Annotated in this window: 16 protein-coding genes and 2 pseudogenes; 13 read left to right on the top strand and 5 right to left on the bottom strand. The window is 62.8% G+C overall.

Translation table 11 applies throughout. From position 1 onward, the window contains the following. Positions 1-52: 52 nt before the first annotated feature. Positions 53-2209, top strand: a complete 2157-nt coding sequence (locus ACQ4WP_RS04990) for a putative bifunctional diguanylate cyclase/phosphodiesterase (protein ID WP_436518954.1) — start codon at positions 53-55, stop codon at positions 2207-2209. 10 nt (positions 2210-2219) lie between these two features. Here ACQ4WP_RS04990 and ACQ4WP_RS04985 read toward each other — a convergent pair whose 3' ends face one another. Both ACQ4WP_RS04985 and ACQ4WP_RS04980 read right to left on the bottom strand, forming a co-directional pair. Further along, a complete protein-coding gene (locus ACQ4WP_RS04985; protein ID WP_436518953.1) occupies positions 2220-2753 on the bottom strand; it encodes a DUF4256 domain-containing protein in 534 nt (177 codons plus the stop codon). Positions 2754-2826: 73 nt separating this feature from the next. Next, positions 2827-3702 (bottom strand): annotated as a pseudogene (locus tag ACQ4WP_RS04980) (LysR family transcriptional regulator). A 130-nt stretch (positions 3703-3832) separates the two neighbouring features. On the opposite strand from ACQ4WP_RS04980, the gene ACQ4WP_RS04975 reads away from it, so the two are divergent. Together ACQ4WP_RS04975 and ACQ4WP_RS04970 are read left to right on the top strand one after the other, a co-directional pair. Further along, the gene (locus tag ACQ4WP_RS04975; protein ID WP_436518952.1) at positions 3833-4552 is read left to right on the top strand and encodes an MFS transporter; all 720 of its coding nucleotides are present in this window, start codon (positions 3833-3835) and stop codon (positions 4550-4552) included. A gap of 5 nt (positions 4553-4557) precedes the next feature. After that, positions 4558-5055 (top strand): MFS transporter, encoded by a 498-nt coding sequence (locus tag ACQ4WP_RS04970; RefSeq protein WP_436518951.1) that lies wholly within the window; start codon positions 4558-4560, stop codon positions 5053-5055. Between the two features lie 9 nt (positions 5056-5064). On the opposite strand, the gene ACQ4WP_RS04965 is transcribed toward ACQ4WP_RS04970, so the two are convergent. Continuing rightward, positions 5065-5952, bottom strand: a complete 888-nt coding sequence (locus ACQ4WP_RS04965; protein WP_436518950.1) for an EamA family transporter — start codon at positions 5950-5952, stop codon at positions 5065-5067. A 76-nt stretch (positions 5953-6028) separates the two neighbouring features. Here ACQ4WP_RS04965 and ACQ4WP_RS04960 point away from each other — a divergent pair, with 76 nt between their 5' ends. The 4 genes from ACQ4WP_RS04960 (at position 6029) to ACQ4WP_RS04945 (ending at position 8290) form a co-directional block, all read left to right on the top strand. After that, a complete protein-coding gene (locus ACQ4WP_RS04960; protein ID WP_436518949.1) occupies positions 6029-6517 on the top strand; it encodes an Lrp/AsnC family transcriptional regulator in 489 nt (162 codons plus the stop codon). Positions 6518-6533: 16 nt separating this feature from the next. Then, entirely contained in the window at positions 6534-7355 is an 822-nt protein-coding gene (locus tag ACQ4WP_RS04955) for an APH(3')-I family aminoglycoside O-phosphotransferase (RefSeq protein WP_436518948.1), read from the top strand. Positions 7356-7514: 159 nt separating this feature from the next. Beyond that, positions 7515-7775, top strand: coding sequence for a hypothetical protein (locus ACQ4WP_RS04950; RefSeq protein ID WP_436518947.1), 261 nt, complete (start codon positions 7515-7517; stop codon positions 7773-7775). A 131-nt stretch (positions 7776-7906) separates the two neighbouring features. Further along, positions 7907-8290, top strand: a complete 384-nt coding sequence (locus tag ACQ4WP_RS04945; RefSeq protein WP_070255558.1) for a glutaredoxin domain-containing protein — start codon at positions 7907-7909, stop codon at positions 8288-8290. Positions 8291-8307: 17 nt separating this feature from the next. Here ACQ4WP_RS04945 and ACQ4WP_RS04940 read toward each other — a convergent pair whose 3' ends face one another. Beyond that, positions 8308-8544: a DUF3820 family protein gene (locus ACQ4WP_RS04940; protein ID WP_436518946.1), complete on the bottom strand. Its 237-nt coding sequence runs from the start codon at positions 8542-8544 to the stop codon at positions 8308-8310. A gap of 355 nt (positions 8545-8899) precedes the next feature. Between ACQ4WP_RS04940 and ACQ4WP_RS04935 the strand changes: the two genes are divergently transcribed. Beyond that, positions 8900-10741, top strand: a complete 1842-nt coding sequence (locus ACQ4WP_RS04935; protein WP_436518945.1) for an esterase/lipase family protein — start codon at positions 8900-8902, stop codon at positions 10739-10741. A 231-nt stretch (positions 10742-10972) separates the two neighbouring features. Then, positions 10973-11281: pseudogene (locus tag ACQ4WP_RS04930) on the top strand (MFS transporter); the annotation flags it as partial. Between the two features lie 159 nt (positions 11282-11440). Here ACQ4WP_RS04930 and ACQ4WP_RS04925 read toward each other — a convergent pair. Then, complete coding sequence (locus tag ACQ4WP_RS04925; RefSeq protein ID WP_436518944.1) at positions 11441-12658, bottom strand: YeeE/YedE family protein; 1218 nt, start codon at positions 12656-12658, stop codon at positions 11441-11443. Positions 12659-12925: 267 nt separating this feature from the next. Here ACQ4WP_RS04925 and ACQ4WP_RS04920 point away from each other — a divergent pair, with 267 nt between their 5' ends. The 4 genes from ACQ4WP_RS04920 to ACQ4WP_RS04905 all read left to right on the top strand — a co-directional run bounded on the left by ACQ4WP_RS04920 (position 12926) and on the right by ACQ4WP_RS04905 (position 17889). Further along, positions 12926-13630 carry a FliH/SctL family protein gene (locus ACQ4WP_RS04920; RefSeq protein WP_436518943.1) on the top strand — a complete coding sequence of 235 codons (705 nt, stop codon included), beginning with the start codon at positions 12926-12928 and terminating at the stop codon, positions 13628-13630. A 215-nt stretch (positions 13631-13845) separates the two neighbouring features. After that, complete coding sequence (locus ACQ4WP_RS04915) at positions 13846-15324, top strand: sodium:solute symporter (protein ID WP_436518942.1); 1479 nt, start codon at positions 13846-13848, stop codon at positions 15322-15324. 75 nt (positions 15325-15399) lie between these two features. Next, positions 15400-17274, top strand: coding sequence for a signal peptide peptidase SppA (sppA, locus tag ACQ4WP_RS04910; protein ID WP_436518941.1), 1875 nt, complete (start codon positions 15400-15402; stop codon positions 17272-17274). A gap of 63 nt (positions 17275-17337) precedes the next feature. Then, positions 17338-17889 carry a GNAT family N-acetyltransferase gene (locus ACQ4WP_RS04905; protein WP_436518940.1) on the top strand — a complete coding sequence of 184 codons (552 nt, stop codon included), beginning with the start codon at positions 17338-17340 and terminating at the stop codon, positions 17887-17889. Positions 17890-18156 lie beyond the last annotated feature (267 nt).

Here is an 18156-nt window from a genome sequence, read left to right as displayed (position 1 = left end):
ACCGCAGCGCCCCTGATAGTTTCCCTCGACCTGGCCCACGAGTGGGGTTGCCATGCTTGAGGCGAAGGTTGCGCTGTGCCTGCGCCTGGCCCAGGATGCCCATGAACAGGCGGGGCCGCAGCAGGCCGCCACCCTGGCGCGGCTGCAGGAAGAGCTGGAGCGGCTGCGCGGCGCCAGCGGGCCCGTGGTGCGCGTGGCGCCGGCCGACGCCTTGCTGGAAATCGATCCCGATGGCTTCCTGATCGGCTGGAACCATGGCGCCGAACAGATGTTCGGCTATTCAGAACTGGAAGCGCTGGGTCAGCACATCCTGTTCCTGTATCCGGAAGACGACGCGGAAGCGAGCGTGCTGGAATTGCATTTCAAACAGGGCGACGTGGCCACCGATGTGCGCCGGCGCAAGAAGTCGGGCATGGTGACGTGGCTGCGCATGCACCGCCACGTGATCCACGACCAGGCGGGCAAGGCTTGCGGCATGGCCGTGCGCCTGTCGGCCATGAGCGAGCCGCTATCCGACGTGGACAAGGTAAGATTGCACGCGCGCATCATCGAAGACAGCGAGCAAGCCGTGCTGATCACGGATGCGGAAGAGCGTATCGTCTCCATCAACAGCTCGTTTTCCCGCATCACCGGCTACTCGCCGGCTGAAGCCATCGGCCGCACGCCGGACTTGCTGCGCTCGGGCGTGCATGACCCCGATTTTCGCGCCAAGGTGCGCGCCGCCATGCGCGGGCACGGCTCCTGGCGCGGCGAAATCATCGGCAAGCGCAAGAATGGCGAACTGTTCCCGCAAGACGTCACCATCAGCGTCGTGCGTGACGAATTTGGCGAAATCAGCCATGTGTTTTCCCTGTTTTCCGATATCTCAGTGCACAAGGACGCCGAGGCGCGCATGCAGCGCATGGCCAACTATGACAGCCTGACGGGCTTGCCCAACCGCTGCCTGCTGAACCAGCTGGTGAACCAGGGCCTGGCCGAAGCGAAACGGCAAGGCACGCATGGGGCACTGATGGTCATCGACATCAGCCGCATCGGTTCCATCAGCGACACGCTTGGGCATGAAGTGGGCGACCAGCTGGTGATCGCCATCGGCCAGCTGTTCCGTGGCGCCTTGCGCGATGCGGACATCCTGGCGCGGGTCGACAACAGCAAGTTCGTCGTGGCGCTGCTGCATATCGAAAAGCGCGAACACGCGGCGAATGTGGCGCAAAAACTGCTCAACCTGCTCGAAGCACCGATCAATATCGATACGCACGCGCTGCACGTGGGCGCCAGCATCGGCATCACCGTATATCCGGAAGACGGCCTGGAAGCGCCGGCCCTGTTCCGCTTTGCCGACGTGGCTGTGGCCAAGGCGGGGCAGACCATCGAATCGACCTTCCTGTTTTACCGCGAAGACATGAACCGGCGGGCCAAGGAACATTTGCGCCTGGAAAGCGAAATGCGATTGGCGCTGGGCGACAAGGAGCTGGAATTGCATTACCAGCCGAAAGTGAGCCTGGCCAGCGGCCGCATCGTGGGCGCGGAAGCCTTGCTGCGCTGGAAGCATCCGATGCGTGGCATGGTCTCGCCCGGCGTCTTCATTCCCGTTGCCGAGGAAACCAGCTTAATTCTGGAACTGGGCACCTGGGTGCTGGACGAGGCGTGCCGCCAGATACGCAGCTGGGAAGACCGTGGCCTGCACATGCCGGCCATCGCCGTCAACCTGTCGGCGCGCCAGTTCGATGAACAGTTGCCGGCGCGCATAGCGGCCGTGCTGGAACGCTACGGCGTGCGGCCCGACCAGATCATGCTGGAAATCACGGAGAGCCTGTTGATGCGGGGCGCCGACAAGGTCATCGACATCATGAACCAGCTGGTGGCCATGGGCCTGGCGCTGGCGCTGGACGATTTCGGCACCGGCTATTCCAGCCTGGCCTACCTGAAGAAATTCCCCATCAGCACCTTAAAAATCGACCGCTCGTTTGTCATCGGCTTGCCGTTCGAAGAAAACGATTGCGCCATTGCCCGCGCCATCGTCACCATGGCGCAGCAGTTGCGCCAGGAAATCGTCGCCGAGGGGGTGGAAACGGCCGAGCAGATGCGCTTCTTGCGCGACCTGGGCTGCGACCAGCTGCAAGGCTATCTGTTCAGCCCGGCAGTACCGGCGGCGGAATTCGAAGTGATGCTGGGCGAGGGCCGGCAGCTGCGCCTGGAAGCGGTGGCCTGAGCGGCGGCGCTCAGACGCGTAGCAATCCGCGAAAGCCCCGGCCCGCATAATACGACTCGGCACCATTGTGGTAGACGAAGACCTGTTCATAGCGACGGTCGCAAAACAGGGCGCCGCCCAGCACCCGGATACTGTCCGGCGTCGCAATCCAGCTTGAGGTTTTCCGATCGAATGGTGCCAGTGCCTGCAACTGGCGGTACTGGGCCTCTGTCAGCAATTCGATACCCATTGCTTGTGCCATGGCCATGGCGCTGCCGGCCGGCTTGTTGGCCTTGCGCGCGGACAAGGCCGCGGCATCGAAACACAGGCTGCGCCGGCCCATCGGACTTTCTGCTGAGCAATCGCAAAACGTGACGGCGCCCGTGTCGTTGGCGCGCGCGATGACGTCCGGCTCGCCGCCCGTGTCTTCCATGCCCTGCAAGGTGGCCAGGCTGGCGGGAGCGGAATTCAGGCGGGACAGCACTGCATCCCAGCTCAGGCCGGCATGGCGGTGCATGTGCTGGGCGAAGCGGGTTTGCAAGGTGTGGATCAAGTCATCATGCATGACGCGGCTCCCTGGAAATTCAACGATGTCAACGATAGGGCCGATTATAAGACGCGAGGCGTGCGGGCGGCGCTCACCCCAGCTTCACTTTTTCCAGCAGATAGTCGAGCATCACGCGCACGCGTGCCGGCACTTGCAAGCCCGGTCCCACGAAGACGGCGTGCACGAGTTCCTTGTCGCCCGGATTGTAGTCCTGCAGCAAGGGTATTAAATGACCTTGCTGAATATCGCGCTGCACATGCTGGCGCGAAAACCGTCCCAGTCCCATGCCCGCCAGTACCAGTTGGCGCATGCTTTCGCCATCGCTGACGCAGGTATTGCCCTGCGGCGCCACCTGCTACGTATTTCCCTCCCCATCGAGGAAGGGCCAGGTTTCGTTCTGGCAGCGGAAGTTGAATGCCAGCAGATTGTGCTTTGTCAATTCCTGCGGCGTGCGCGGCAGGCCGTGCAGCGCCACGTAGGCGGGCGAGGCGACGACGACCATCGCACCTTCGCCCAGTTTGCGCGCCACCAGGTTCGATTCCTTCAGCTTGCCCGTGCGGATGGCGATGTCGGTGCGCTCTTCCAGCAAGTCGACGATGGCGTCGCTGACGACCACGTCGAGCACGATGTCGGGATAGCGGCGGGCGAACTCGGGCAGGATGGGCAGCAGATGGCGCACGCCGAACGGCACGAAACAGTTGATCCGCAAGCGCCCGCGCAGCGCCGCGCCCTGCGCCGCTTCGCGCTCGGCGCCGTCGATATCATCGAGGATGCGCTTGCATTGCACGAAGAAGGCGTCGCCCTCGGGCGTGGTGTGCAGCTGGCGCGTGCTGCGCTGCAGCAGGCGCGCGCCGAGACGCGCTTCCAGCCGACTGACCAGCTTGCTGACTGCCGACGGCGTCAGGGCCAGGCGGCGCGCGGCGGCGGAAAAGGCGCCCGTTTCCACCACGGCCACGAAGACGCCCATCTCGAAGGAGCGGTTGATGTCTTGCCGCGCCATTATTGAATCCATTTCACAGGTGTTTCCATTATTGGAGTCTATATCAAAAATAGTTCCATCGATACACTGGCTGGCTTGAACCATTGTTGGAGCCATCATGAGCACCGCAAGCCCTGTTTCCCCTCAAGCCAGCAAGATGCCGCGCGGCGTGCTGGCGCTGGCTGTCGGCGCCTTTGCCATCGGCGTCGCCGAATTTATCGTCGTTGGCATCCTGCCGAGCATTGCGAAGGATTTACATATTTCCATCGAATCGGCCGGCTCGCTGGTGAGCTTGTATGCGCTGGCGCTGGCCATCGGCACGCCGCTGCTGGTGCTGCTGATGTCGCGCCTGCCGCGCAAGGCGGCCTTGCTGGGGCTGATGAGCGTGTTCCTGGCCGGCAACCTGCTGGCCGCCTTTTCGCATACGTTTGAATGGTTGCTGGTGGGACGGGTCATCACGGCCGTGGCGCACGGCACCTTCTTTGCCATCGGCGCCACCGTGGCCGCCAGCCTGGTCGGCAAGGCGCAGGCGGGCAGGGCGATTTCCGTGATGTTTGCGGGCCTGACCCTGGCCATGGTGATCGGCGTGCCCTTCGGCAGCTTCCTCGGCAATTTGATGGGCTGGCGCTTGCCCTTCTTTGCCGTGGTGGTCCTGGCCGCACTGGGCCTGGCGGCCATGGCGCGCTGGCTGCCGGCAGGTTTACCGCAAGGCAAGGGCGGCAAGGCCATGACGCAGCTGGCGGCCCTCGGCAGCGGTCCCATTTTGACGATGATGGCCGTGACGACGTTCGGCTTTGGCAGCAGCTTGCCGCCTTCACCTTCATCACGCCCATCCTGACGGATGTGACGGGCTTTTCCGCCACCATGGCCAGCGCCTTGCTGATCGTGTTTGGCGCCGCCACTTTTGCAGGCAACCTGGCGGGCGGCTACCTGACCAGCCACCTGGGCTGGCAAAAAGCCTTGCGCCTGATGCTGCTCTTGCTGGCCGCCACGCAAGTGGGCGTGGCGCTGAGCATCGCTTCGCCCTCGATGATGACGGTGATGCTGTTCGTCTGGGGCGTGTTCGCCTTCGGCCTGTCGCCGGCCCTGCAGGCCGGCATGCTGGCTACGGCCGAGCGCTACACGCCGCAAGCCGTCGATTTCGCCTCGGGCCTGAACATCTCGGCCTTTAACCTGGGCATTTCCTTCGGTTCCATGCTGGGTGCGCTGATGGTCTCGCGCCACTTGATGGCGTCGTCACCGTGGGCCGGCGTGGCTGCCGCATTACTCGCCTTGTTGCCGCTGGCACGGCTGGCGCGCCGCAACCTGGCTGCCCATGTGGCGGGTGCGGCCGTGCATTAAGGGTATAGTTCAGGTATGCACGGCGGCGGCCGGCGCCCGTTTCTGGCGCTGCGCCATGTACGAACTGCCCATCGACGCGGCCATGATCATGGCGATGGCCAGCCATTGCGCGGCATCCAGCCGTTCGTCGAGCAGGATGAATGCCAGCATGGCGGCCACGGCTGGTTCCATGCTGCTCATGATGCCGAAGGCTTGCGGGGTCAGGCGTTTCAGGGCCACCATTTCCAGCGAGATCGGTATCGCGCTGGAAATCAAGGCCACGCCCAGTCCCACGGCCAGCACGACAGGCGAGAGCAGGGCGGCGCCGCTGTGCGCCACGCCCACGGGCACCACCACCAGCGCGGCCATGGCCAGGCCCAGCGAGACGGAGTGGCCCGCATGCAAATGGCTGGCGCGCTTGCCGAAGACGATGTACGAGGCCCAGCAGACGGCGGCGCCCAAGGCGAACAGCACGCCGGTGGGATCGAGGTTGCTGACGTCGTGGCCGAGCGGCAACAGCAGCGCCAGTCCCGCCACGGCCAAGGCCACCCAGACAAAGTCGAGCGGACGGCGCGAGGCCAGCAGCGCGACGGCCAGCGGCCCGGAAAACTCGATCGCCACGGCGATACCGAAGGGTATCGTGCGCAAGGCCATGTAAAAACACAGGTTCGTCAAACCCAGCGCGGCGCCGTACAGGGCCACCGTGCGCAAGTCGGCGCGGCTCAGCTGCCAGCGCCACGGGCGCCAGAACAGCAACAGCAACAGGGCGGAAAAGCCCACGCGCACGGCCGTCGTGCCCTGTGCGCCGACCAGCGGGAACAGGCTGTGCTTGGCCCACGATGTGCCCAGTCCCAGACAGGTGACGGAGCCCAGGATGGCCAGCAAGGGGATAAACGAGGAATAGCGGCGTAAAGGCATGGAGAGAATGGCTTGATATCGTAAGCATGAAAGTTTATTGTGTCTGCTCTGATATTTGTACTGCATTTTGACCATTATGACGCAACTTTCGCTCACGCCTTCCCTTGCCCTCGACGCCTTCGACCTGGCGATCCTGGACATCTTGCAGCGCGATAACACGACCTCGCAGCGCGAAATCGCCCAGGCCGTGCATTTGTCCGCACCCGCCGTGCAGCGGCGCATCCGCCGCCTGCGCGAAAGCGGCGTGATCCGTCATGAAGTGGCCGTGCTCGACGCGAGCCGCCTGGGCCGCCCCCTGATACTGACGGTGGAAGTGCATTTGCACGACGAGCACCCGCTGCGCACGGCCGGCATGCGCGCACGCATCATGGCCGAACCCACCGTCCAGCAGTGCTACGGGATCACGGGCGAGGCCGATTACCTGCTGATCATTACCGCCAGCAGCATGGCCGAATACGAAGCGCTGACGGAACGCCTGTTCGGCGGCGACGACAATATCCGGCGCTACCGCACCTCGGTGGCACTGACCTGCCTCAAGATGGGCTTGCACGTGCCGCTGGGATAGGGCAAAGTCCAGGCCGATGACTATCTCCAAAAAGAAACCAGCCATCGTGACGGCAGCCATGCCCGCCAGCCTGCGCGCCGCGGTGGCCCCTTATGAATGGGCGCGCGGCAGCGTCGGTGAGTCGGACGCTGCCGTCTACCGGCTGCAGGGCAAGGACGGTGCGCCGGACCTGTTCCTGAAGCAAGGCAAGGATGCCATTGCTGCCGATATTGCCGATGAAATGGCGCGGCTGCGCTGGCTGGCGCAGTACCTGCCCGTGCCGGCGGTGGTGCAGTTCGCCTGCGTGGCAGGCCCGGACCAGGCATGGCTGCTGATGACTGCGCTGCCTGGCACGACGGCGGCCGAGGTGCTGGAAGCGAACCCCGCGCTGGGCCCCGCCGTGGTCGACGCGCTGGCGGCCTTTCTGCGCCGCCTGCACGCGCTTCCCGTGAGCGACTGCCCGTTCAACGCCGGCCATGCTGTTCGGCTGGCCCAGGCACGTCAGCGCATCGATGCGGGCCTGGTCGATGCCGAGGATTTCGATGCCGGGCGGGAAGGCTGGACGGCAGAGCAGGTGTGGGCGGCGCTGCAGGATTGCCTGCCCCTGGTGCCCGACCTCGCCGTGACGCATGGCGATTTTTCGCTGGAGAATATCCTCATGCAGGAAGGCGCCGTCGTCGGCTGCATCGACGTGGGACGGGCCGGCGTTGCCGACTGCTACCAGGACCTGGCCATCGTCTGGCGCGCTCTTGGTGAGTTGGACGCCGCGCTACAGCAAAGGTTTGCGCAGCAATATGGCATCCTTGATATCGATCAAGGCAAGCTGCAATTTCACTTGCTGCTGGACGAACTGTTCTAAATGCGATCCAGCGGGTAGCCGACGGCCGCACTCTGGCATAGTCAGCGGGCACGCATGAGGGAAGCAAATGATGGGGGAGCAAGAAAATTCGCATCTGCCTGAGCCTGGCCTTCTTGCTGCCTGGCTGGCGGCACGTTCCCCCATGAAGGCAGTCTGCATGTGCCAACTTTGCCGGCCGGCTACCGGCTTGACGTCGCAACGTCGCAGGCAATCACGACGGCGCGTATTTTTACCGGCGATGCTGCTGTTGCCGCCAGCGGCCATGCCGTGGAGCATGCCGGCGTCTTTGTTTTTGACCGAATCGTCACCGAAACCGCGCATCGGCGCCGGGGGCTGGTGGCAACCGAAGATGGATTGAACTTATATGTGAGCCTGGGCTGGCATACCCAGTCACCGTATTCGACGGCAACGATTACCTAAGGTCGCGCTATCGCACTCGCTCAGTGCATGCGGGCTATCGACCGGGTCGCTCAAGGTGTCGCCCACGCCCGCCTGTGCGCATGGCACAATGCGTGACCCGCACGCCACGTGCCACTCACCCCAGGACTTTCATGACCCGCGCCATCCTTGACGAAGCCCAGATCCATTCCGCTGCCCGCCCTTTGATCGGCAGCAAGCACAAGGACATCGTGCGCGAGGTGCAGGCTGCCATCGCCGCGCACCAGGTGGTGGTGGTCGGCATGGCGCTCAATCCGTTTCCCCGCAAGGCGCGCAAGATCCTGGACGTGCTGGGCACGCCCTACCAGTATCTGCAATACGGCAGCTATTTGAACCAGTGGCACCGCCGCAATGCCTTGAAAATGTGGACGGGCTGGCCGACTTTCCCCATGGTCTTTGTCAATGGCGTGCTCATCGGCGGCGCCAGCGAGCTGCAAAAACTGGTGGAAAATGGCGAGTTCAGCGCCATGCTGGCGAAGAAGGTGCGCCAGTTTTAAGACTTGCCTTACTCTCCTTACTCGCCCGGCCGCCACGGCGACTTGCGCGTGCGCAGCGGGTCGAGCAAGCTGCGCAAATCATTGTGGTCGAGTTCGTACATCAGCGCAATTAAACTGCCCAGTTCGCCCGAGGGGAAGCCCTCGCGCGCGAACCAGCCCAGGTAGTGTCCGGGCAAGTCGGCCAGCAACCGTCCCTGATATCTCCCATATGGCATTTCGCGCGTGACCAGCAGCGCCAGTTTCTCTGAATTCATGTGACTGCTCTCCCTTGCTAGCGGGGCAGTGTAGCAGAGCTGGTACGCGCCGGTTTGCATGTCACTTGCGATCATTGGTTCCATGGCGTTGGCGACAGTTTTAGCCAGATCAAACAATCGGATAATCGTGCCATGCGTGGGGCGCTGGCGGCGCATACTGGTTTGCCAGTGCGCCGTAGCGCCAGCATGCAGGTGCATGTGACCATGGAAGGGGAAAGCAACGATGCGAACGGCTATCGCCTTGTGCCGCCAGCGGTGGTGGCGAGCACTCATCGCAGCTTGCCTTGCCGCTTGCCCTGCTGTTGGCCCTGTTGTTGGCCTTGTCTTGCTGGCGGCATGCCACAAGCCGGCACCCGTGAATAGCGAGGACCCCGGCTGGGTAGAGCGTACCGATCCCCGGCATAAAATCGCGGTGGTGTTCGTGCATGGCATCTTTGGCAGCACGCGCGGCACGTGGACGGGTGCGCATGGCGAGAGTTTCTTTCGTTTGCTCAAGAACGATGCCAGGCTGGGGCCGCAAGTCGATAGCTACGCCTTCGGCTTCAGCTCCAACATCATGACGGGCGGCTCGCTCGATATCCGCGAAGCGGCCAACAAGTTGCAAAGCTATCTGCTGCCGTCCGGCGTGCTCGATTACCCGGTCATCGTGTTTGTCGGGCACAGCATGGGCGGACTCGTCATCATGCGCTACCTGGCCAATAATCTGGACAAGGCCCCCGAGCTGGCCGAAAAGGTGCCGTTGATTGTCTTGTTCAGTGCTCCCATGGAAGGCGCGCAGGTGGCGCAGTTGGCGGACCTGGTGGCGCGCAATCCCGCGCTGTCACACCTGCGGCCGGTGGATAGCAATGACGTGCTCAAGCAGCTCAGCGACGACTGGTCCAGCCTGACGGCCAAGCCGCGCGTCAGTTGCGCCTATGAAACGGCCGATGTGAGCGGCGTGCGTATCGTGCAATGGGGCAGTGCCACGCGGGTGTGTGCCGGGCGTCCGGTGGCGATCGATAATGCCGATCACATTTCGCTCGTCAAGCCTGATCGTGCCACGCATCCTGCCTACATGTTCCTGTCGGGGCAACTGATCGAGCATGTGCTGCCGTTGCAGATGGGAATGCCGCTGGAGTTGCCCGATTTTCAGCGCGACAAGAACGTCTATACGTTTACCCTGGCCGCGCCCGAAGAAAATGCCCGCCTGATGAACAAGGGGCGTGCAAGGATGAAGTACTGGATCGCGGAAAAGTCCAGCCGCGCTTTGCTGGTGTCGCCTGGCGCCAGTCCGCAACCGATCAATGGGCACTCCACCGAGATGCTGACCGTGGCGCTGCGGGTCGATGCCGATGAAAATACCTATGCATTCACCTTGAAAAGCGATTTGCCCTCGGAGCAAAGGGTGCGCGTGCTGGTGCCCGACTTGTCCCTTCTGCGCATGGGCCACCAGCGCAATGCCATCAAGGTAACGGCTGGCCTGGCCCAGTACCTGGGCGACCCTGCCAATGCGGAAAAAATCGCGGCATTGCAGCGCGATCCCGGCCAACTGAATGCGCAGTTGGCGACAGTGGCGCACGCCGCCCTTGGCGAGCCCATCAAGCGCCTGCCCAGCGCCGAACAATGGCTGCTGACGGCAGACTTGCTGGCCGCCGCCAACCTGACGCACGTCGCTTCCGCGGCGCTGGTCCACAGCGCAGGCATCGATGCCTTTTATCAACCGGCAGCAAACGAGTTGCGCAGCAAGCTTCTGGCGCAGGGGCGTGCGGAGTTGTTGCTGCGTTCAGGAGCCGTGGATGTGTGGTATGGGCGTTCGACCGTTGGGCATCCCGACAAGCCGCTCATCGCAGGCCCGCCCGACCCGGCGTCGCCCATCCCTGCCATTCCCGCATGGCTGGACACGCAGGTGTACCGCCAGTCATCGCTGCAACTGGTGCGCAGTATGGAGAAAGTCGCCTCGCTGCGGCAAGACGCGGCCAGCCTGGAAGTGGCGACAGTGAAAATGCCGTTCGATGTGGCAATGGGCGTTATCCTGCGGGCAGAGCGCGAACGCTTCCCGCAACTGCCTGCCGCGCAATGGCGCCATTTCGAGCCCCCGGCCGCCAAGGCGGAGCGGAGGAGTCCCAGCCTGCCTGAGCTGGAATCGCACGACAAGGCGAAAAAGATGGAAAAGCCGGAGCCGCGCACCAGTCCTGGCAACAGCCCCCTGTCACGCTAAGAGCCTATTTTAGCAGGGGATGTATTCATCTACTGGGATAAGCTCTAAGCCGCCCGGCGTGCCAGGGAGGCTGCCGCCACCACCCAGGCCATGGCCCGGTGGCATCGTTAATTGTTGCTTATGAAGCAATCATCTTCTTCCTGTGGAGGTATTTTTCGAAATAAAGGAAGCCCCGATACTGCAAGCCTCGCATTTGCATACCCTTTGCATGCACTTATATCGGAGTCTTTCATGCCCGTTGCCTTGCTCGCGCTGACCCTCAGCGCATTTGCCATCGGAACCACCGAGTTTGTCATCGTGGGGCTGTTGCCCACCATCGCCGCGGACCTGGGCGTCAACCTGCCATCGGCCGGCCTGCTGGTCAGCCTGCATGCGCTGGGTGTCGCCGTCGGCACGCCCGTGCTGACGGTCCTGACGGGCAAGATCTCGCGCAAGACCCTGCTGCTGTCCTTGATTGTCTTGTTCACCCTGGGGAATTTGCTGGCGTGGAAGTCGCCCGGCTATGAAACCCTGGTCATCGCCCGCATCCTGCACGGGCTGGATCGGTGCCCTCGTCGTGCTGGGCGCATTTGGCTTGACGGCCCTGAGCGGCCGGATGGATCGGCTCAATCCCATCCCCGTGCATGCTGGGGGGAAAGTCGATTCATGCGGTGGGGCATTCAGTGTAAAGCGGCTCCCGGCTGAGCCGCAAAGGCGGCATCAGCAGCCGCTTGGCTTCACTCGCTCCACTTCCAGGCCAAACCACGGACGCAAGCGTGTGCCGATGATGTTGCCGAGGAATGCGCAAACCAGCCACAGCCAGCCGTGCAGGCTGCCCGAGACGATACCGCTGAAATACGCGCCGATATTGCAGCCGTAGGCCAGGCGCGCACCATAGCCAAGCAGCAAGCCGCCGACGATGGCGGCGATAATCGAGCGCCGCGGGATGCGCCACACGGGCGCATAGCGGCCGGCCAGTGCCGCCGCCAGCATGGCGCCCAGCACGATGCCGATATCCATCACGGAAGTCTTGTCCTGCGTCAGCGGCGCGGTCAGGGCGGCAGCATTGGCCTTGGTCGACCAGTAGGCCCAGCTGGCCGTATCGATGCCGACCACAGACGCCGCTTTCGCGCCCCACAGGGCAAACGCGGACGTCACGCCCCACGGCTTGCCCGAGAGCGCCAGGGTGACGAAGTTCAGTACGACGAGCGCGACGGCGCCCGCCACCAATGGCCAGGGGCCGTGCAGCCAGGGCGACGCCTGCGCAGGGCGCAGGGGCGTCGCAATGAGCTTGCCATGGCGGCGCTTTTCAATGAATACCGTGAGGCCGGCGATCAGCGCGAAGACGATCCAGTTCAGCGCCAGCGCTGGTACCAGGCCCAGGGTCGTGACGAGGGAAATCGGCTGGAGTTGCGGCAGCGCCGTCCAGAACGGCATGTGCGCCGTGCCGATCACGGAGCCGATAATAAAAGCGGCCAGGGTGATGAGCATGCGCGTGCTGCCACCGCCGACCGTGTACAGGGTGCCGGAAGCGCAGCCGCCGCCCAGCTGCATGCCGATGCCAAATATGAAGGCGCCGAAGATGACGGAGGTACCGGCGGGAGAAATCAGGCCCGCCACGGGCGTGCCGAACAAGGTGCCTGCCGACAGCGCGGGGAAGAACAACGCCACGCCGACGGCCAGCATCAGCATTTGTGCGCGCAAGCCGTCGCCGCGGCCATCGGCGATGAAGACGCGCCAGGCAGACGTAAAGCCGAAGGCCGCGTGATACAGGGTGACGCCCAGCAAGGCGCCCACCACGTACAGCGCAGCCTGCTTAATGCCGACGGTCTGCGCCAGATACCACGCGCCGAGCAAGATGAGTAAAAGGGCAACACCCAGCGGTTTTGCGTTAATGTCATTGCGCAGGCGCAGGGAGGAGGTGGCGATATCGGACATGGGGCGAAGGTGCGCAGGACGCGAGAAAGGGAGGATGTCATTTTGCCCTGTTTTGCTGTTTTCTGCCAGAAAGTGCCCGGATCTCCTGGCATATTCGTTCGCACTGCAATGGGCAGACTGGAGTGGATGGGCAACTGCATGGCACGAAGGTTTCCGTGTCATGGTGCGCCAGTAGGACATGGCTGGTTATTTATGGGATGCATGCAATATTGACACAGAGCAAGTCGCTCCGTATTCTTGAGTCAAATTACAGACTGAGGATATGGGATGAGCAGCTATTTTGATCCTAATGCATTAGCCCAGGCCAATGGCTACAGCCATGGACGCATCCACGGAGAGCGCGACGGCTACCGAAACGGGCACCGTCAAGGCTACGATGAAGGTTATGAAGCCGGCCAGCGGGACGGCCATGCGCTTGGTGCCGATGCTGGATGGAATGATGCGGTGCAGGTTGCCAATGTTGAGATGGGCAAGCAGGTTGCGTATACCAACCGGCATATCGCTGATAAAAAAGTGCTGACGCAACAACTGAGTGAGCAGGTAGCGTTGATCGAGTCGCTTAAGGCACTGCTAGACGAGGTGGAGAGTGAAAACGACCGTCTGAACACATCGGCCTTTGACATGTGGAATGCTGCAAACGCGCTTCAGGTATCGAATACTGAGCTTTTGGATACCATCGCTTCCTTGCATGCAGAGGTCGCTGAGAAAAAAAATCTGTATCACAATCAACTATGGCATCACAATCGGATCGTTATATTAATGAACTCCATGCGCGCCGTGCTGGAGGATTTGATTGCACGCGATGGAGTGGAGGCGCACCACGTTAGAGAGTTATTTGTCCAAAGCTATGCCGAATATCTCAGTACAGGATTACGCAAGGGAACGATCAGCGTGCCGCTAGATCAGGATCAAGCATTTGCAAGTACGCTTCCTCAAAGTCATAAATTCCTTCTCCGCATGCTCAATGGATAGCTGCGTTATTTGCGGACAGGAAGTTTCCCCTGCGGCCGAGATCGCGGCCAAGCCTTTCTGCCATAGCAGGAACGCCTGCCAGGTAGGGGGGAATGATTGCCAGTGAAAATGCAAAAATCGACCTTGTGCTACAACGTGTGTCCAGCCCCTGCGCAGAGTCCCCTCTGGCGCCTTGCTGTATATTCCTGCCCTGATCATCGTTCGCCTCTAGCTCCATGTCCCCAGTCATCCTGTTTGCCGTCGTCCTCGCGTATTTCCTGATCCTGCTGGGCGTGGCGTGGCGCACTTCGCGCCACGCCACCAACGACAGTTTTTTCATCGGCAACAAGGATAGCAACTGGATGCTGGTGGCCTTCGGCATGGTGGGCACCACGCTCACGGGCGTCACTTTCATCAGCGTGCCGGGCGCCGTGGGGCGCGATGGTTTCGGCTACATCCAGCTGATGATCGGTTACGTACTGGGCTACCTGGCCATCACCTTTATTTTGCTGCCGCTGTACTACCGGCTGCAGCTCACGTCGATTTACCGCTACCTGGAATTGCGCCTGGGACGGCGTTCCTACCAGAGCGGGGCGGCGTTCTTCATCCTGTCGCGCCTGCTGGGCGCCACGGCGCGGTTGTATCTGGTGGTCAATATCCTGCAGGCGACGATACTCGACAGCTTCGGCGTGCCGTTCTGGCTGACGGCCGGTGTCGTGCTGCTGCTGATTGTGCTCTACACGTATGAGGGCGGCGTCAAAACCATCGTCTGGACCGATACCTTGCAAACGGCCTGCATGCTGGCGGGGCTGGTGATTTGCAGCGTGTTTTTGCTGCGCGAGATGGACCTGTCCCTCATCGACAGCCTCGAGCGCATGCGCGCGCAGGGACTTACGCGCATGTTCAATGTCGACCCGGACAGCCCCGCGTATGTGTGGAAACACATCGTAGCCGGCATGTTCATCACCATCGCCATGACGGGCATGGACCAGGAAATGATGCAAAAGAATATCTCCGTGCGGACCTTGCGCGACTCGCAAAAGAACATGCTCAGCCTGACCGTGGTACTGACTGGCGTGCTGCTGCTGTTCCTCTTCCTCGGCGGCTTGCTGCACCTGTATGCGCCGCTGGCGGGCGTGACGGCCACAGGAGATAAACTGTTCCCCACCGTGGTGCTCGGGCATTTCCCCGCCGTGGTGCAGCTGATTTTCTTCATCGCCCTCATTTCCGCCCTGTTTCCCAGCGTGGACGGGGCGCTCACTGCCTTGACATCCACCTTCTGCATCGACATCCTGGGCCTGCAGCGGCGGGCGGATTTGAATCCGGCGGCGCAGATGCGCTGGCGCCGCAAGGTGCACCTGGGGTTTTCTGCACTGTTCTTGATCCTGATCATGGCCTTCAAGTGGATCGATAGTCCCAGCATGATCGTCGTCATCCTGAAGTTGGCCAGTTATACCTATGGTCCGCTGCTGGGCTTGTTCGCCTTTGGCCTGCTGAGCCGGCGCGGCGTGCGGGACCGCTGGGTACCGTTGGTGGCCGTGGCCGGGCCACTGCTGTGCGCGCTAATTGAAGGGGAGCAGGCGCTGTTGTTCGCACATTACCGCATCGGCCTGGAATTGCTGATCCTGAATGGCGCCCTGGTACTGGGCGGCCTGTTTCTCATTTCCACGCCGGCAGGGCAGGGGGGCCAAGGCGCGCCACACTTGTCAAAATAAGACGAATCCCAAGACGATCGCAGCCATTTTCAGCTATATTGATTTCCTTTAGGTACATAACCCCACGGAGCATCAATGTCACTCAACCCCTTTCCGCCGCTGCGCCGCGGCTTTGGCGCATTCTGGCGCGCGCTGGACGCCACCCGCCGCGCGGTCATCAATCTGATTTTCCTGCTGATCGTCATCGCCATCCTGATCGCCATCTTTGGCGGCGGCGCCAAGCCCCTGGCGGAAAAGACCACGCTGGTGCTGGACTTGCAAGGCCCGCTGGTCGAGGAAACCCCGGGCGGCGTGCGCGAAGCGGTGCTGGCCAATGTCAGCGGCGAAGTCAAGAAAAGCGTGCAGCTGCGCGACGTGCTGGCGGTGCTCGACACGGCGTCCAAGGACAAGAACATCGGTTCCATGGTGATCCTGCTCGACGAATTGCAGGGCGGCGGCCTGGCGTCGCTGCGCGAAGTGGCGGCCGGCGTGGAGCGCTTCCGCGCCACCGGCAAGAAAGTCACGGCCTGGGGTTCGAGCTACAACCAGCGCCAGTACCTGGTGGCGGTCAAGGCTGACGAGGTATACCTACATCCGATGGGCGGCGTCATGCTGGAAGGCTTTGGCCGCTACCGCAATTACTACCGCGACGCGCTCGACAAAGTGGGTGTGACTGTCAACCTGCTGAAAGTGGGCACGTATAAAAGCGCGGCCGAGCCTTTCATCGCCAACGGCCCCTCCGAAGCGGCGGCCGAAGCGGACCGTTACCTGAACAACGGCTTGTGGACCACCTACACGACGGACGTGGAAAAGGCGCGCAAGCTGCCGGCCGGCGCCATCATGCAAGCTATCGATGCGCTGCCCGCGATGATGACGGCAGCCGGCGGCGACCTGGGCAAGCTGTCGCTGGACGCCAAGCTGGTCGACGGCCTGAAAACGCGCGACGAACTGCGCCAGTTCATGATGGCGCGCGGCGCCAAGAACACGGAAGGCACGAACTTCCGCCAGGTGAACTATACCGATTACCTGGCGCGTTTGCGCCCCGTGCACATCGGCGACGCCGTCGGCGTGGTTATCGCCTCGGGTGAAATCGGCGACGGCATCGCGCCGCCGGGCGCCATCGGTGGCCTGTCCACCTCGCGTTTGATCCGCCAGGCACGCGAAGACAAATCGATCAAGGCCATCGTGCTGCGCGTCGATTCGCCGGGCGGCAGCGCCTTCGGCTCGGAACTGATCCGCCGCGAACTGGAGCTGACGCGCGCCGCCGGCAAGCCGGTGGTCGTCTCGATGGGCAACGTGGCCGCTTCCGGCGGCTACTGGATCAGCACCTCGTCCGATGAAGTGATCGCCGACGCGGCCACTATCACCGGTTCCATCGGCGTGTTCGCGATTTTGCCGACGGCCGACAAGGTGGTGGAAAAGCTGGGCATCCACACGGCCGGTTCGCCCACCACCTGGCTGGCCGACGCGGGCAACCCCTTGCGCCCGCTCGATCCCCGTTTTGCGCAAGTGATCCAGGGCTCGATCAACCACGTGTATGGCGACTTCCTGAAGCTGGCCGCCAAGGCGCGCAAGACCACGCCGGAAAAGATCGATGAAGTGGCGCAGGGCCGCGTCTGGACAGGCTTGCAGGCGAAAGAGCGCAACCTGGTCGACCGCATCGGCAGCTATGGCGATGCGCTGGCGTCGGCCGCCAAGCGCGCCAAGCTGGGCAGCGACTACCGCGTGACCTACCTGGAGCAGGAAACGTCGAACGTGGACCGCCTGATCGGCATGTTCGGCGCCAAGGCCATGGCCACACTGGGTCTGGGCGAGCACGTGAAGCTGGGCCTGGCCAGCACGGGCTTGCCGGCCGATGCGGCGCTGGGCATGGCGCAGGACCTGAGCTGGCTGTCGGGCATCACGCGCGAACGCAAACCGTTCATGGCCCTCACGCACTGCCTGTGCGAGGTGCCCCTGGGCGGCAAGTAACGGCAACATCAACAGCATATCCAAGCCGGCTTCGCCCGGCTTGTTTCATATGAGGAGCAAGGCATGGCCAACGACATGAGTACGCACACCGACACGGCGATCACCATTCGCCCTTGCGTGCAGGGCGATGAACAGGCGCTGGCGCTGGTGGGGCAATCGACCTTCCTGGAGGCGTTTGCCGGCATCCTCGATGGCGCCGACGTCATCGCCCATTGCCAGCGCCAGCATGACGCGCAGCTGTACCGCGACTGGCTGGCGCTGCCGGCCATGCGGCTGTGGCTGGCCGAGGCCACGCCCGGTGGCGCGCCCGTCGGCTACCTGGTGCTCAGTCCCGCCAGCCTGCCGGTGGCCAACCCGCAGCCGGACGACCTGGAAATCAAGCGCATCTACCTGCTGCACCGCTTCCAGGGCCAGCGCGTGGGGCAGCGTTTGATGCAGGCGGCGTTGGCGCAGGCGCGCGCCAGCGGGGCAGGGCGCGTGCTGCTGGGCGTGTACGCGGAAAACCACGATGCGTTGGCGTTTTATGCGCGCTGCGGCTTTGCGCAGCTGGGCCGGCGCACCTTCCGCGTGGGCCGCACCGACTATCAGGATGTCATCCTTGGCATGACACTGTAAAGCCAGGTAAAGAAACGCTGCCGTTTCCCCTCTGAATTCCCTCCGAAAATGCCTGCGCCGGCCCCTGTCAAGGCGGCTGGCGGGAATTTTGTAGCGAGTTTGTATCGACATGCCTGCCGCCCGCCGTGTGCCGCGGCTGCGCCGCCTTGCCCTGCAAGCCTGATTTTTCCATCGTTCCCTCTTGGCGGCCATGCCGCGGCGCCCGCTGGCTGTGCACGGCCGCCTGTGCAATTGTTTCAAGTAGAAATGAAACAGAAACATGACTAT

The sequence above is a fragment of the Janthinobacterium lyxosi genome (assembly GCF_051380665.1).
Lineage (GTDB): Bacteria > Pseudomonadota > Gammaproteobacteria > Burkholderiales > Burkholderiaceae_D > Janthinobacterium.
Note: the sequence above shows the minus strand (reverse complement) of the source record. Positions and strands in the feature narration are given on the sequence as shown.